Origin of the sequence: Pseudoalteromonas rhizosphaerae, from assembly GCF_902498845.1 — a bacterium.
Taxonomy (GTDB): Bacteria; Pseudomonadota; Gammaproteobacteria; order Enterobacterales; family Alteromonadaceae; genus Pseudoalteromonas; species Pseudoalteromonas rhizosphaerae.
In genome coordinates, this window is record NZ_CABVLM010000001.1 from 116,270 (window position 1) to 133,271 (window position 17,002).

Genomic DNA, 17,002 nt, shown 5'->3' on the forward strand with positions numbered 1-17,002 from the left:
GTGATGAAATTGAAACCGATAGTAGGCAGCTTATTAATGCTAGGTCTATTGAGTGGCTGTGATCTAGCAGATGATGATAATGATTTAGAGCCTTTGCGTTACCAACTGATATTAAATATCACAGAGCAAAGTGCTGGAAACGTAGTAATAAGTCCAGAGCGTGCTGATTATGAGCAAGGTGCTATTGTTATGCTAAACGCTCAGGCTGCACAAGGATATAAATTTGTTTCATGGTCTGGCGATATTGGTAATGCAGACTATAGCGCGACTTCTTTAACTCTTACAATGAATAACCATAAAGAGGTTACTGCAACATTTAGCCAAATTACTGAGACACCATCAGCAGGGCAAGTGGTGATCAACGAGGTGCGTTCAAATGAAGGCGGTTATGATTTTATTGAGTTGTTTAATAACTCTGAACAAGCATTTACCTTTAGTGACGCTAATTGGGCAGTAAATGATTTAAAAGGCTTTGAGATTGATAAAGAGCCGGGCATTAAAATTCCACAAGGTACAACCATCGCTGCAGGTGGGTTTTTAGTGATTGCCACAGATCAAACTAGCATTCCATTTGATGCACCAACAGATACTTTAGTTGCCACTGCTGGCGATACTGATTTTGGTTTAGGTAAAGGCGACACCGCATTACTGGTGCACAACAATCAAATTGTAGATAGCGCACATTGGAGTGATGGTAGCCATGTGTCTACATGGGGGCGTTTACCAGATGGTGGTAATTGGCACACTCAAGATGAAGCGCTCGCGCCAACGCCTGGTGCTGCCAATAAATTACCAGCGCCGGTTGATGGTGCAACTGCCGCTAATATTGTGATCAATGAAGTGGTTTCAAAAGGCCGTGATGACGCCGATTTTGATTTTGTTGAGCTGTACAACACATCTTCTGAACCATTTGTTTTTGCAGCTAATGAGTGGGAGTTAGTTGATTTAGACCGTGAAGCGAATAACCAAGCGGGTTTAACTATCCCTGCAGGTACAGAAATTCCTGGCCACGGCTTTATTGTATTATTGCCGAATTTAGTTACGGGTGCTCAGTTACCTAACGGTGCACCCGCAACGGCTATTTTAAATAATAATGAAGACTTTGGCTTAGGCAAAGGCGAAACCATTAAACTAAAATACCAAGGCCAAGTGCATCAACAAGTCAGTTATGGCGATTTCCATGTTAATAGTTATGGCCGTTTTCCTGATGGTATGGAATTTATAGAGCTTGTTGATGAGAATGCGCCACAACTTTATGCCAGCCCTGGACGTAAAAACTTCAAAACTCCTATGCATGTGGGTGCTGCAACTACATTAAATTTCACATCATTTAATGATCAAGAAGCGGCTCTTGAAAGCAAAGGCTTCCGAGTATTTGGTAAAGGTGCAGATTTAGCTGCAGACGTTGAGCCTGAGTATGTCGCCGTATCAGCTGATTCAAGCACTGCATGGGTGTCATTGCAAGAGAATAACGGCCTTGCAAAAATAGACTTAACCACGAAAACTATCACTGATATTTTTCCGCTGGGCTTTAAAGATTATGGTATGGCTGGCAATGAAATCGATGCCAGTGATAAAGATAATATGATCAAACTACAAACCCGCGCAAACGTAGTGGGTGTGTATCAACCTGATGGCATCGCAACATTTACACAAGATGGCATAGATTACGTTTTAACTGCCAACGAGGGGGATATACGTGACTGGTTTAGCAACTTCGCTGAAGGTGAGAAAGTTGCAGATATCGTGCTTGATGAGTCGGTATTTACAGACGTAAGTATATTACAAAACAACGTCGAATTAGGGCGTTTATTAGTATCGCAATATGTTGATTCTGATACTGCAGCATCAAGTCATAATAAACTCTATAGTTTTGGTGCACGTTCATTCTCAATCTTCAATGGTGATACCGGTGAGCAGGTGTTTGATAGTGGTTCATCACTTGCCTTTGAAGCTAATAAAGCCGGCGTTTACCCAGATGGTCGCAGTGATGCGAAAGGCACTGAGCCTGAGAGTGTAACAACAGGTATGGTTGCCAATAAGCGCTATGCATTTATTGCTTTAGAGCGTGCTGATGCGGTTGCAGTATATGATATTAGTGATGTTAATGCCGTAAGTTTTGTGCAAATGCTCGTTACCCAAGGTGATGATGCGCCAGAAGGGGTGTTATTTATAACCGCTGATCAAAGCCCAACGTCAAAAGCGCAGCTGGTAGTTGCAAACGAAGACAGTGGTAATATCACCGTCTATAGTGAAAACAACGAAGGCAAGTTTGATTTTGCATCACGCTTGTTAATTGAAGGTGGTGAAGGCGCCGCAGAGATCACGGCTTATGATGCACAAACAAAACGTTTATTCGTAGTAAATAACGGCAGCTTGCTTAACGCTCCTCGTATTGAAGTGATTGATTTTGCTAACCCAAATAACATTGCAACACTTGGCGCAATTGATATTAGCTATTACGGTGCAGGTGTTAATTCTGTCGCAGTATCAAACGGAAAACTTGCCGCTGCGATCGAGTCAGGCGTGAAAACTGATACTGGCGTTGTTGCTATGTTTAACACGAGTAGTTATGAGCTTGAAATGATATCTGCGGTCGGAGCACTGCCAGATATGGTAACTTTCAGTCCCGATGGTAAATTAATCATCACCGCTGACGAAGGCGAACCGAGTGAAGACTATAACGTAGATCCGCTAGGCTCTGTATCAATTATTACCGTGCCAACAATACAGTAGCTAATTCAGTTTTATTTAAACTTCATCTATAACAAAGGTCTCTATTGAGGCCTTTGTTATTAATATATTTAAACGATAAAAGCCCGACATTTTTATAATGCCGAGCTTTGGACTTTATTAAGGTTTCCATGAAACGTTATATGTAAAGTGACAACTCTTTACTTTTCGGTTGTCTTTGTTTTCTCCTTACGTATTTTTCGCTTTTCTTTTAACGTCATTTTTGCTGGTTTTTTAGCTTTTTCTTTACTCATTATAAATAACTCCAATTAAATATATAAAAATTAATAAATAAAAATTGAAATGATTTACTCTATATAATTCTCCTTACTATTAATTGCTAATATTTGCCAAGAGTGAAAACATCCATATTCTTTACACTCAAAAATGTGACCTATTTTATGTCCTAAAAGATCAGTACCTATAGAAGAGTGTAATGACACAACATTATTAGATAGCTCCTTTTCTGTAGCCGGAACTAAGCTTATACGGCGTTTATAACCCGTATCAGTATGCTGGATGACTACGGTACAGCCAATTTGTACATGTGGGCTAAACTTTGACCAAGGTCGTTGTGAATACTCTATTTTTTGCAACACATGCGCGAGTTTCAGCGGATGTAAAAATGCTGAACTTTGGCTTAAATAGTTTTTATACTTATAAAAAGCAGGGGTTTTGTACCCGAACAGAAAAGCAAACACGGACTAAATCTCCACGAAAACTGAACCGAACTTAAATTTAAAATAATACAGTGAGACTGCCGAGTGTAAGAGTTACACTCGGCTTAAATGTCGAAGGTGAGATTTGTTTTTTGTGGATGAGATATTAATATAAACATGATGTTCCTCTTATTTAAAGTAATCATACCTCATAAAAATATTATATCAATGGTGTTTTATAATTTAAAAATAAAGATATTAATTTAAATTTACTAGTGTGCGTTAATTCCATGTTTTTTTGTGCGTAGCGTGCGTTTTGATACTAAATAATATGCCACAGGAACAAAGTAAAATGACAACACAGTGGTTAATACAGTACCACCTGCGATAGCGACGGCAAACGGAGGCCAAAAACCTCCGCCGGCGAGTATGAGTGGTAAAAAGCCACCAACGGTGGTGATAGTAGTGGAGCTGATATGGCGTGAGCAAGTCATCACAGCGGCAACGATTTTGTTTTTATCAGTGAGGGCTTGCAGTGAATTTAACTCTGATAAAATGACAATGGCGGCATTTATGGCCAGTCCCATTAAGCCCAATAAACCAATGATCACAGTAAAACCAAACGGGTAGCCAGCAATAAATACACTGAGCAAGCCCAGCATTGCAGCTTGCAGGGCGTTTATTAAGATTAGCCCTGTGGTGGTAAATGAATTAAATGACATCACCAGTACGGTGATCAATAACACGACAATAATCCCCACTTGGCCAAGCAATTTACCAACCGCTTCGTTGCGTTTTTGCGACTCACCACCGAGCTCTAATCTGTAGCCATGGGGTAATACAAAGCCTGATTGTGCAATGGTGGCGGTCACTTCATTCAGTACGGTTTGCGGTAATACGCCAGTTGCTAAATAAGCTTCGATAATATTAACACGTTCACCGTCACGGCGAGCGATAGAGCCACGAGAAGGGCTCAGTGTTGCACTGGCAAATGATTCAACCACTAGCGGTTGTGCAGTATCTATTTGGCTTGAACTGGCTGGCGTATTTAACTGCGTACTAAATAGCGAGCTAATATCATCTCGGCGCTTATCTGCAACTCTAACACGTACGGGAACGGTTTCGGTATTATCAATAATACTGCCGACCACGACACCATTGAACTGGTTTTGTAGTTGTGTTGCCATATTACTTAGGCTTAATCCTGCATGAGTCAGCGCTGCTTCATCGGTGTTTAACCATAGTTTAGGCGAGCCCGACAATAAGGTTGGACGGGTGTGGGTTATATCGTTATGAGCAATGAGCTGCGTGCGTAATTGTTGGCCCAGTTCAGAGAGAGTATCTAGGCTTGGGCCATAAATACGCATTTCGATTGGTGCATTGAATGGTGGACCTTGCTCAAGCTTTCTGACTAAAGTTTGTGCGTTTGGAAATGCTTTATCAAGTTGTATTTGCAAGCTTTTTATTAACTCGTTGGCACGTTCAAAGTCGGTTACTTTTACCATCGCTTGCGCATAGTTATTGGCGCCGCGATTACGCTGGAGCATATTATAGTAAAAGCTTGGGAAATTAGTTCCGATCATCCAATCGAGCTTTTCAATGCCTTCAGATTGCCGAATTAGTTGATCCATTTTCTCTATGGCTTGTCGAGTTGATGTAATACTCACATGAGGGGCAAAATGCACTTCAATTTGAAACATATCGCGATCTGAGGGCGGGAAAAACTGCTCGGTGAGTTGTCCTGCCCCAAAAAAACCGGCAACAGGGAGTATAAAGACCAGTAGTAAAGTGAGTATTGGTTTTTCTAGGCTACGCTTTAACGTTGCTTCAAAGCGTTTACTGAGTCTAGGTGTGCGTATACCTTGATAAAAGATACCAGTACGCTGTTCGTTATTGATGAATTGCCCTGCAAATACCACCACTAAAGAGTGTGAGATCAGGTATGAACCAATTAAGGCAAAAATAACACTTAAGGCAATACCGCCAATAAACTCTCCTGCAGCACCTGGCATCAGCACAATCGGTGCAAACGCTAAAATAGTTGTTAGAGTTGAGCCAAGCAGTGGAAGCCAAAAATGTGCTACGGCTTTTTCTACTGCGGCTAAAGCTGTTAGGCCTTGTTGGCGAAAGCGCTGAACAGCATCGGTGATGACAATGGCGTTATCAACCATAATGCCCAGTGCCACGACTAAACCGGTAACCGACATTTGATGAATAGGTAAGCCATAGAGCTGCATACTTACTAACGTAAACAATACGGTTAAAGGTAACGCGGTGCCGACAACCAGAGCAGCTTTAAAACCTAAAGTGATAAATAATACCACTAGAATAAGCACAAACCCCACGGTAATATTGCTGAGTAAATCGGCTAAACGAGTTTGGGTATAACCGCGTTGATCAAAAATATCTTGGAGTAAAATTTGGCTTGGTAAGTCTTGGCTAAAGTTATCGATGGCGACATCAACACGCTTAGAAAAAGTATCGATACGCAAGTTTGGTAACATGCGGATCGCAATATAAATACCGGGTTTTCCATCAATTAATGCAATTTCGTTCACGGGGGTTTTTACTGAGCGAGTAATTTGGGCTACATCAGAGAGTTGATATTGCCCTGCATTTTGATTACTACTTAGTGGAATTGCGCCAATGCGAGCAATCGAGTCAAACGCACCGGTCACTTCAATTTGCATTTGCGATTTGTCATTTGTAAGGGTACCAGCGGCTACTTTTGCATCTGCACCTTGAATAGCTGCATGAATATGCGCTAATGGAATACCGGCTAAACTGGCTTTTTGTTGATCAACCGCAACTAAAATTTCCTCATCAACTTGGCCAAAAAAATGCACCAACTCCACACCCGAAACATTACGTAATTGATTTTGCAGTTCTTTTGCATAGCGATTAACCGTTGCTAATGTGGTTATATCGTCATTGGCGTTAAGCGATAAGATACGAGTATAAGCATAGCCACGCTCGTCATCTAGTAGCGGTGATGAAGCATTTACTGGCAACTGGTTGTTGACATCACCTAATAAATCACGCATTCGCGACCAAATGGGTTTAACGTTCGTGACTTCGTCTTTTAGCTCAATGGTGATCACTGAGAGCCCAGGACGAGAAATCGACGATAAATGCTTTACTTCAGCTTGGGATTTTAGTTTTTGTTCGATTTTTTCACTTATTTGCACCTCAACTCGTTCAGCACTGGCGCCAGGTAAAGCGGTGGTTACGATAGCGATGCGATTAGTTATTCGAGGATCTTCACTGCGTGCTAAGCCACTGATCGCAGCTAAACCACTAACGATAAGTAACGCCACTAAAAGCGCTTGGACACGCCCGTGATTAAATAAATAGCGGATCATCACAGCACCTTGGTTGGTTGATTTGCAACAACATTAACCGAAATGTTGGCCGACAGCTTATGCATGCCATTGGCAACAATTTGCGCACCATTGTGTAATGGGGCGCCAATAAACGCATAGCCATCATGGGCATAATAAAGCTGCACAATGATAGGTTTTAGTACCTTGTTTTTTATTTGATAAACCTGCCAAGTACCGCGCACACCATCGGCAAGGGCATCAAGAGGCACCCAAAAACCGCTTTGTTGCTGATATTGTTGCACTGTTAATTTTGCTAATTGGCCAGCATAAACAACTGCGCTAGTTGGCAAAGCAAAGCGCATTGTTAAGGTTTGTGTATGTGGGTCGATACTCGCTCCTTTACTGATAGATTGTGCAGTAAAGTTTTGTCCGGCAATCTCAATGTCCATGCTATTTTGGATGGTGCTTTGCAGTGTCAGTGGGATCCCCATGCTAACTTGCGCATGTTGGTTTTCGATTAAACGCACAATCGCTGTACTGGCTGCAACAATTTCACCTTGTGAGGCAAAGCGCTGGCCTAAAATACCGTTGAATGGCGCGGTTAAATGTGCCTTTTCAGTGCGGATACTGACTTCATTCAAGCTTGCTGCTATTGAGGCTAGTTCTGCGTTAAGTACAGCGATATTGGTTTTAACTTGGTCAAGTGCCGAGGTGGCCGAGTAGTTCTTTTTATCAAGTTCTGCTAAACGCTTTTTTTCAAGTTCAGCGAAGGTAAGTTGTGCTTGAATTCGTTGTTTTTGCGCCTGAAGTTTTTGTTCTTCGATAACTAAAAGCTGCGTATTTTGGCGTGCAATAATATCACCATGTTTTACTTGCTCGCCTTGATCAAAATAAATTTGTGCAATTTTTCCTGGAAATTCAAAACTCAACTTTGCATCGTTTTGTATGACCACTTTGCCACTAAGCGTACGTGTTTGATAATAGCCCGCCTCTTGTTGTACTGTGTAGGCAGCTACATGAACCAGACTTTCGCCGTAACATATAAATGGTGTGAATAAAATGAATGCACTAAGCAGATATTTTTTCATTATAATATCCTTATTTATCGCCATGTTAAATCAGCGTGGTTAGTCAGGTGCATTAAACACAGTTATGCTTTGTGCTAGACGCAGAATGATTTAGAATTGGACTCAAGAGTCTAATTTTGTATAAATATAAACCAATCAAACTAGACTGTCTAGTTTGATTTGAGGTGAAAATGGAAATAACTACCCTAAGTCGGTCAGAACAAAAACGACAACAAATTATTACAGCTGCAACGACCTTGTTCATGGATAAAGGCTTTCCTAATACCAGCATGGATCAAATTGCTAAATTAGCCCAAGTATCTAAACAAACGGTTTATAGTCATTTCAAAGACAAAAATAATCTATTTGTTGAAACTGTAACAGCGCATTGTTCCTCCTCAAACTTACGTAAAGAGCGTTTTGAGCCAGCGCAAAGCCTAGAGGAAAACTTACTACGTGTTGTGACTAATTTTATTACACTGGTATTTTCACCCGAGGCATTGAAAGTATACGACACGTGCGTAGCGCACAAAGATGAATACCCTGAGTTGGCCTTATTGTTTTATGACGCCGCCCCTAAAGTAGTGATGCAGCAGGTAGAGGTCTGCTTATGTAGTATTGCACAGGCGGGCTTGCTTGATATCGACAACCCTAAGTTTGCCACGTTACAGTTACTGGGCATGGCCACAGGTGATTGGAAATTACGCCATGCACTTGGGCACGCAAAAATTAATGATGTACCGCCAGCAGCATATATTGAAGATTGCGTAAGGCGGTTTATTAAAATGTATCGCTAAGGCTTTTGAGTAACCACTTACTGCAATATAAATTCATCGATAGGTTGTTTAGTTAATTTACCTATTTGCTTAAAAATGAAAATAATTGCTCCGCCTAATAGCACCATAGTCGGCGCCACAATGACTGGGTAGCTTAACCAAGTCATACGTCCTAACTCTTCGGCATAAGCTGTGGTGCCGGGCATACTAACAACAATACTTTTCGCTAAAAAGTAGTTGAGTGTTGCAGATAAAAAGAACGCACTGGCAACAATAAAACCGGCAAGACGCATTTTTGCATCAAATACCGCGGTGTTGTTTTGTTGCTCTAACGAATGCATAAGTTTATCAATATCAAGCAATTCAGGGTTAATTAGTAATTTACGGATCAGCGGATAAGGGGTGTACTGGCTGATCAATACAATCACACCAATAATTGCTGGTACCATCGCTTCTTTAATCGCGATATAAGCTGGGTCAAGTTCAAATAAACTGATACCGCCAGTAAGTAGTACGCTGATAATGCCAAGTACTGAGAAAAAGTTTACTTTGCCTGATTGTTTAAGTTCCCACAAACCAAATAACAGCGGAAAAGCAAGTGCTACCACTACTGCCCATACCGGGCCTAACGTATCAGGTGTACTAAAGCGGCTTAAAATCACCGCAGGTAAAATAATATTAAAAATTATATTACTAAAAAAATTACTCTTCTTTTTTGCCGCTGTCATTATGCATCAATCATTGGTATTCAATACATAAAGTATATACACAAGTTACTTTAAGATATAGACCCGCTGTGTTGCAGTAGTTACAAGTAAGTTTAGGATAATTTGCTTTATGCAGACTGCTTTAATGAATCTGAGATTTCATCACAGTGCTGTTTTAAAATTTCGATAGCCAGTTTGGTTTTACCTGCCAAAATATCTCTTGCTGGGGTAATTGCATACACACTGTAGGTGGGCAGTTGCCAGTCAGTGCATAACTCAACGAGTTCTCCTTCTAGCAATAATGATTGTACTTCTGGCTTTGGTAAAATTGCATAACCAACGCCATCACACACTAATTGAATAATACTGTGCATGTTATTAACCACGATACGTGGTTTTGGGAGCGCTTTTTTTTGGCTGTTTAAACTATGCGTTAGTGGGTGATCTGCAGTGCAATGCGAGATACGAGTATGATGGTTTAACTGCCAAGGCGACAGTGTGCAATGCTCAGCCAATGGGTGACTTTTATGCACACATAATACGAGTGGCCACTTCGCCAAAGGCCGAGCAACTAAACTTGAATCATCCAGCGGGCCAATCGCTATAGCCAAATCAGCGCCCGACTTTATTATATCAAGGGGTTCGTCAGATAAAGTCAGTTGCACATCAAAATCAGGGTACTGGTTGGTTAATTTTTTAAGCGGTTCACTTAATATTCCGCCACCAAATCCAACCGGTGCTACTAACTTTAATTGACCACTAGGGCTGTTTTGTAAATATTGCAGCTTTTCACCAGCTTGTTTTGCAGCGGTGAGGATGGTTACACAGCTTTGATAATAAATCTCGCCAGCCTCGGTGAGTGTCAGTTCTCGTGGACTGCGATTAAATAAGCTCAACTTAATATCAAGCTCTATTTGTTTGATTTGTTGGCTAATTGCTGATGTGGTCATGGCAAGATCAACTGCGGCTTTACTCATACTACCCGTTTCAACAATGCGCACAAATACAGTTAATGTGCGAAGTAATTTTGTATTCATTTGGTTAAGTCTTACTTAATACAGTTTTAAGAAAATACACATTGTAGAAAAAGGAACATCTCACTACCATGCAAACGCTAATTATTATCATTTAAACTGCATTTGTCACGGAGAAAAATCATGAACACGGTAAGTTGTAAGTTAATACCGTTAACTAGCGCCATTTTAACCGCGCTTAGTTTATCCAGCTCAATAGTGTTAGCTGATGAAATGAAACAAGATATGGAAGTTATCGTGGTATCAGCGTCAGGTTATGAGCAAATGTTAAAGGACGCGCCAGCAAGCATCAGTGTGATTGATCGCGCAGACCTGGAAAAACGCTTTTATCGTGACTTAACCGATGCAATGACCGATGTCCCTGGAGTTGTGGTTACTGGCGGTGGCGATCGCAAAGATATAAGCCTGCGAGGCATGGCTAGCCAATACACATTAATTTTAGTTGATGGCCAGCGACAATCATCACGTGAAACAAGGCCAAACAGTGATGGACCAGGTGTTGAAGGTGCATGGACACCGCCAATCTCTGCAATTGAACGCATTGAAGTGATACGTGGGCCTATGTCGTCCTTGTATGGCTCAGACGCTATCGGTGGGGTGATAAACATTATTACTCGAAAAACACCCCAGCAGTGGTATGGTGAGCTGCGTTTAGACAGTACAGTTCAACAAAGTAGCGACTCAGGTAATACTAATCAAGGTAGTTTTTTCGCAGCTGGTGGACTTGTCCCAGAATTATTAGGTGTGCAATTATATGGGCAGTTTTCAAAACGTGACGAAGATAACTTTACTTCAGGCTTTAGGGGCAAAGAGCAAAGTAACCTTAAAGCAAAGTTTATTTTAACGCCAAACGATAATCACGAAATAATGCTAGAGGTTGGCAGCGCGCAGCAAAAATTTGAAAACACACTGGGTAAAACAGTTGAACCATTGGCGCCGGGTGAAAGCTGTGGCCGAAGAGGTTGCCCAGAATCATCGACAACAGAGTATGAGCAACAAACTTACTCGTTAACCCATAACGGTTATTATGACTTTGGTAACTCGCGCAGCTATTTAAAATACGATAAGTACGATAATACTTCTCGTGAAATGTTTGTTGAAAACACGGATGCGCAAACCAGTTGGACTTTACCGATTTTTGCCGGTCATAACGCGACGCTTGGTGCAGCCTACTTAAAAGAAGTGCTTGATGATTACACGAGTAATAGGATCAGCGAGTTAACCCATGTAGAAAATAAACAGTGGTCGGTATTTGCTGAGGATGAGTGGAGCACCAGCGACAAATTTAAGCTCACCACAGGTTTGCGTTACGACCACGACGATAATTTTTCAGGCCATTGGAGTCCACGTTTATATGGTGTTTATACCGCCTCTAAGGCTATCACTATCAAAGGTGGTATTTCGACAGGTTTTAGAGCGCCTAATATTCGTCAATCAAATGCAGACTGGGGACAAGTAAGTCGAGGCGGCAATATCTATGGCAACCCAGATCTTAGTCCTGAAAAGTCATTGAATTATGAAATGGGTATTTATTACGATCCACGTGGTGATTACACAATCTCAAGTACGGTGTTTTACAATGAGTTTGATGACAAAATTACGCGAATTGCATGCCCACTTACGCAATGCACGGATGGCCAAAATCAGTTTGGTTCAGATCCGACAACCTATGTAAATGTTGATGAAGCCGTGACTCAAGGGTTTGAATTTTCAGTTTCTTACGACTTAACCAGCGATTTAGGTTTAAGCGCTAATTACACTTATACCGATTCTGAGCAAAAAACCGGGCAATATAAAGGCAGTCCTCTCAATCAGTTACCTAAACATATAGTGCAAACATCGTTAAACTGGCAGCCAAGCGATAAGTTAGGGGGGTGGTTACGTGTGCATTATCGTGGTGAGGAAAGTCAACCAACCACAGGACCTTCACAAAGCAGCCTAATTGCACCTAACTACACGTTAGCCGATGTGGGTGGTAATTATGTTTTGACTAAAAGCGTAAAGTTAGGCTTTGGTATTTATAACCTATTTGATAAAGATATCACTGAGAATGAATATGGTTATGTCGAAGACGGACGCCGTTATTGGGCATCGCTCGGGTGGCAGTTTTAATGCATACCACTTAGTAACCCCTGCTTAGGTTAAGTAATAAGGTCTCAATTGAGGCCTTATTTTATAAATGGAGCTTTATAACTAACTGAAAATATAAATAAACTATTGCTGATGAAAAGTTTCTACTCTAAAGTTAGGGTAGCGTGTGTTTCTATTTCGAAGTTTGCAGCAATGTGTTTGGCTTTTAGGCTAGGCTGAGCTTATGTAGTGTGGTAATTCCCCATAAATAGGCGATAACGCAGCATAACTGGCAAACATACTATGCTCTAAGTGTTAAACCTAAATTGAACAAATTTTAATCCCGAAAGGTCAGTCTCCTTAGTAAGGTAAATATTTAATTACACGCTATAATAATTAACCAATATGAAGTGGTTAGATAAGATTTTTTAGCTATAGCATCTGTCGCTATGCAAAATAATACGAGGTATTTATTTGAATTTCCTTCGAAGCTTCCATGATATTGTATCTGATCAAAGTCAAAGTTTTGACGAGAAAACGCATAGTTTGCTCAAGTTTGGGCTTGATGTATTTAATTTAGATATCGCGATTGTTAGTAAAATTGAACAAAATATTTATACCGTGCTCTACGTTATAACACCTGATAATTCTTTAGCTTCTGGTACAACGTTTGATTTAGAAGGCACTTATTGTGTACATACACTCGCAGCAAATGCCGCGCTTACTTTTCATAAAGCGTCGAGTAGTCGCATTGCAAACCACCCATGTTACCTAAATTTCCAGCTCGAATCTTATATTGGGGCGCCAATAAAAGTCGGTTCAAATGTATTCGGTACAGTTAACTTTTCATCACCGGCTGTTTCAACTCCCTTTTCACAACAAGCCCATGACTACGTTGAGCTATTTGCACAATGGCTGGGTGCTGAGTTTGCCCGCAAGATCACCAATGAACAGCTTATTAAAAACAACAATACGCTGTTAAAATTAGAGGCTGTAGCAAATATTGGCACGTGGGAAGTTGATTTACTCACTGATAAAGTCACTTGGAGCGAGCAAACACGACGTATTTACCAAGTTAGTGATAGCTATGTTCCTGATCTTAATGCTGCGACTGAATTTTTTAAAGCAGGAGAAAGCAGAGAAAGCATCGTTAATGCAGTGAACTCTGCAATACAAAGTGGCGAGAAATGGCATCTCGACCTCGAACTTGTTACCGCTAATGGACAGACTTTGTGGGTATCAACATTTGGTGAAGCTGAATTATTAAATGGTCGATGTGTGAGGTTATTTGGTACCTTACAAGACGTGACTGAATCGGTCATGCTTCGCGAAGAGTTAAAAAATAAAAAAGCAGAAGCAGAGCGCATGTTAGAAGATAGAAGCATGCTACTAGCTAAAATAAGTCACGAACTCAGGACACCATTGAACGGCATAACCGGAATGTTAACTACGCTATTAGGTGAGCGTCGTGAAGATAAGAGAGTTGAAAAACTAAAGATAGCTTTGCGTAGCGCGGATATTTTACTGAGTATAATTAACGAAGTGCTCGACTTTTCAAAAATAAACCACGGTGAGTTAAAACTCGAACCAAATCATTTTTTATTAAAAACAATTTTTGTTGATCTTGCTTCGTTGTACATTCCATTGTTTAGAGATAGTAAGGTTGATTTTCAAACAAATATAACGATAGCAGATGACTGTTGGGCTTATTGCGATAATGCTCGGCTGAGCCAAATTGCGTCAAACTTATTAAGTAACGCGTTAAAATTCACTGACGAAGGCTTGGTAAAATTTAATGCTGATGTGAATGTAGTCGGTGATAAATTAGCCTTGCATCTTGAAGTGTGTGACAGCGGAAGGGGGATGACCAACTCATTTTTAGATTCATTGTTCTCACCTTTTACACAAGAAATAGACGCCAAAAAGAGTAAAGGTGGTACCGGCTTAGGCTTGGCAATCGTAAAAGAATTGATTGATTTTATGGGGGGGACAATAACGGTTGATAGTACTTTTAATCAGGGGACGACATTTATCGTGGATATCCCACTTGCAGTCGGCGCAGTACAAATCGAAAATAATCCTCGGGTAAACGTTGTCATAGCGGCAACTAATTTATCGGTTTTAGTTGTTGATGATAACCAAATAAACCGATTGGTACTGGACGCTTCGCTTGAAAAATTAAATATTAAAGCCGATTTTGCAGTTGATGGCGAAGACGCAATTTTAAAGTGTAAGCAAAAAAAATACGATCTTATTTTTATGGATTGCGTGATGCCGCAGCTGGATGGACTTGAGGCCACTAAAATTTTGCGAGCACAACATATTTGTCCTTATGCAGATACCTTAATAGTGGCATTAACTGCAAATACATCATCTACCGATAAAGTTGCGTGCAAAGAAGCTGGCATGGATATGTTTATTTCAAAGCCTTTTAAACTACATTCGATTGAGGAAGCGGTAGTTAATGCTGTAGGAAAGAGCAAAACTAAATAAATAAGCTAGTTTATTAACAGAGAAACATAACGTGGCCTAATATTTGTATGTTTTTTAATGTGGTATTTGATAAAACGCACTATGATTAGTTTTATTATCGCAATATATTATTATTTCTTTATAGCTCTCAACAGCAATGAACCGTATCCTAAGATACGTTATACACTATTACGCAATGATTGATTGCTTAACTGATGGGTACTGTAAATAAATAATAAAGACTGTATTTTTACTGTTTGAGGCATGGAGTTGAATGAAAAATAGTGGTGTGATTTGTCTCTCGGATGTACTTGAACTGATGCTTGACGCTGTTTGCGTGGTTGACAAGCAAGGGGTATTTGTTTTTGTGAGCGCGGCTTTTAAAGACATTTTTGGTTACGAGCCTTGCGAAGTAATTGGTAAACCAATGCTCGACTTTGTTTATAAAGAAGATATTGAGATCACGCTTGACGCAGTAAATACGTTATTATCTGGGGGCTCTAAACCGCGCTTTGAAAATCGTTGGGTGAGAAAAGACGGGCGAGTGGTGCATATATTATGGTCTGTCCGCTGGTCTGATTCACATCAGTTCAGAATTGCTGTTGCTCATGATATCACCGAGCGCAAAAAATTTGAAAAGCAATTACAACATATGGTGGGACATGATCAGTTAACTGGGTTGCCCAATCGCATGCTGTTACTTGACCGAATTCAATCAACATTAACGAAAGCTGACCGACAGCAGGTTGAATTATCGCTACTATTTATAGATTTTGATGGTTTTAAAGAAGTTAATGATTCATATGGGCATCAATGTGGTGATCGATTATTACAAGCCATTGCTGCTCGGCTACAAGGGTGTATTCGAGGGTCTGATACTGTTGGGCGTTTAGGTGGCGACGAATTTTTAGTCTTACTTCATGGGATTAGCTTACGCTCAGACGTACATAAAACAGCTGAAAAAATCCGCAAAGAGTGCGAACAAGCTTTTGTGATAGATGAACATTCATTACAGCTTTCAGTCAGTATCGGTATCGCCAGTTATCCTGAAATGGGCGAGAATGAACAACAACTTATTCAACATGCAGATCAAGCAATGTATGTTGCAAAAAATGCAGGGGGTAATCGTATTGTCTAAACACGTTACTCCCCTTTGATCAAAATCAACATTTAGCTTTATAACTAATATTTTTACGTCTTTTTTGGTTTGTTAGTTGCTGTCTTTACTTGTAGACATTGAACTGCCAACCGATGCAACTATCACCAAAAGAATGGCTAACCATTGCCAAAGAGTTAATAACTCGCCTAAAATTATAAAGCCAGCAAGTGCCGCAATAGCGGGCTCTAAGCTCATCATAATACTAAACCCTTGTGCAGGCATATTACGCAGTGCAACCATTTCCAGTGTATAAGGTAGGGCACTTGACATAATAGCAACCAATAAACCTAAAGGGATCACTTCCCAGTTTAGTAGTGCACCACCTTGAGAAATAGCACCATAAGGCACTAATATAAGTGCAGCGACACTCATACCAAGGGCAACAGTCATCCCGCCAGAGCTTTGATTACCCGTTTTTTTGCCAAATAAGATATAGCCAGCCCAACACGCACCAGCTCCCAGTGCCAGAATCACGCCCAGTAGATCGAGACTTTCTTCACCTTTCATATCCGGGAGCAACATTACAATCCCCGCTATGGCACAGGCGACCCAAAATAAATCTCGCTTACGTCGCGATGATAGCAGCGCTACCGCTAACGGGCCGGTAAATTCAAGTGCGACTGCAATCCCCAATGGAATACGCTCAATGGCGTAGTAAAATAAAATGTTCATACCGCCTAAGCATAAGCCATAAACAATAATTGGCATGCGTTGACCCAGTGGTGGAAAGGCGCGCCAAGGTTTAAACACTAAGCACAATATAGCTGCTGAGAAACCTAAACGAAGTGCGGTTGTCCCTTCTGGACCAATTATTGGAAACAGTTGCTTAGCAATTGAAGCGCCTGATTGAATAGTCACCATGGCAAGTAATACGCAAATAACAGCAATGAAAAAAGGAGAAATAACTCGAGACATAACGTATAAAAAATGAAAAAGGAAATTATCTGCAGAGTGTACAGATTAATGTAACAATTTAATATATTTGCGATAAATAGCAGCCAT

Annotated in this window: 11 protein-coding genes; 5 read left to right on the plus strand and 6 right to left on the minus strand. The window is 40.6% G+C overall.

The genetic code is table 11. From position 1 onward, the window contains the following. Positions 1-3: 3 nt before the first annotated feature. Positions 4-2,736 carry a choice-of-anchor I family protein gene (locus PSR9079_RS00480; protein WP_149980022.1) on the plus strand — a complete coding sequence of 911 codons (2,733 nt, stop codon included), beginning with the start codon at positions 4-6 and terminating at the stop codon, positions 2,734-2,736. Between the two features lie 305 nt (positions 2,737-3,041). Here the strand turns inward: PSR9079_RS00480 and PSR9079_RS00485 are convergent, their stop codons facing one another. The 3 genes from PSR9079_RS00485 to PSR9079_RS00495 form a co-directional block, all read right to left on the minus strand. Further along, a complete protein-coding gene (locus tag PSR9079_RS00485) occupies positions 3,042-3,434 on the minus strand; it encodes a GreA/GreB family elongation factor (protein ID WP_145234244.1) in 393 nt (130 codons plus the stop codon). Positions 3,435-3,664: 230 nt separating this feature from the next. Beyond that, on the minus strand, positions 3,665-6,754 hold the full coding sequence (locus PSR9079_RS00490) for an efflux RND transporter permease subunit (RefSeq protein WP_149980023.1): 3,090 nt from the start codon (positions 6,752-6,754) through the stop codon (positions 3,665-3,667). After that, complete coding sequence (locus PSR9079_RS00495) at positions 6,754-7,803, minus strand: efflux RND transporter periplasmic adaptor subunit (protein ID WP_149980024.1); 1,050 nt, start codon at positions 7,801-7,803, stop codon at positions 6,754-6,756. Before PSR9079_RS00495 ends, PSR9079_RS00490 begins: the two co-directional genes overlap by 1 nt. A 170-nt stretch (positions 7,804-7,973) precedes the next feature. On the opposite strand from PSR9079_RS00495, the gene PSR9079_RS00500 reads away from it, so the two are divergent. Continuing rightward, on the plus strand, positions 7,974-8,579 hold the full coding sequence (locus tag PSR9079_RS00500; protein WP_145234238.1) for a TetR/AcrR family transcriptional regulator: 606 nt from the start codon (positions 7,974-7,976) through the stop codon (positions 8,577-8,579). 17 nt (positions 8,580-8,596) lie between these two features. Here PSR9079_RS00500 and PSR9079_RS00505 read toward each other — a convergent pair whose 3' ends face one another. Beyond that, a complete protein-coding gene (locus PSR9079_RS00505; protein WP_149980025.1) occupies positions 8,597-9,286 on the minus strand; it encodes a VC0807 family protein in 690 nt (229 codons plus the stop codon). 107 nt (positions 9,287-9,393) lie between these two features. Continuing rightward, the gene (locus PSR9079_RS00510; RefSeq protein ID WP_149980026.1) at positions 9,394-10,302 is read right to left on the minus strand and encodes a LysR family transcriptional regulator; all 909 of its coding nucleotides are present in this window, start codon (positions 10,300-10,302) and stop codon (positions 9,394-9,396) included. Between the two features lie 120 nt (positions 10,303-10,422). Between PSR9079_RS00510 and PSR9079_RS00515 the strand changes: the two genes are divergently transcribed. The 3 genes from PSR9079_RS00515 (at position 10,423) to PSR9079_RS00530 (ending at position 15,979) form a co-directional block, all read left to right on the plus strand. Continuing rightward, positions 10,423-12,411: a ligand-gated channel protein gene (locus PSR9079_RS00515; RefSeq protein WP_149980027.1), complete on the plus strand. Its 1,989-nt coding sequence runs from the start codon at positions 10,423-10,425 to the stop codon at positions 12,409-12,411. Positions 12,412-12,843: 432 nt separating this feature from the next. Next, positions 12,844-14,862, plus strand: coding sequence for a hybrid sensor histidine kinase/response regulator (locus PSR9079_RS00525; protein ID WP_145234230.1), 2,019 nt, complete (start codon positions 12,844-12,846; stop codon positions 14,860-14,862). A 253-nt stretch (positions 14,863-15,115) separates the two neighbouring features. Beyond that, positions 15,116-15,979: a diguanylate cyclase domain-containing protein gene (locus PSR9079_RS00530; RefSeq protein WP_145234228.1), complete on the plus strand. Its 864-nt coding sequence runs from the start codon at positions 15,116-15,118 to the stop codon at positions 15,977-15,979. A gap of 72 nt (positions 15,980-16,051) precedes the next feature. Here PSR9079_RS00530 and PSR9079_RS00535 read toward each other — a convergent pair whose 3' ends face one another. Then, the gene (locus PSR9079_RS00535; protein ID WP_149980028.1) at positions 16,052-16,915 is read right to left on the minus strand and encodes an EamA family transporter; all 864 of its coding nucleotides are present in this window, start codon (positions 16,913-16,915) and stop codon (positions 16,052-16,054) included. Positions 16,916-17,002 lie beyond the last annotated feature (87 nt).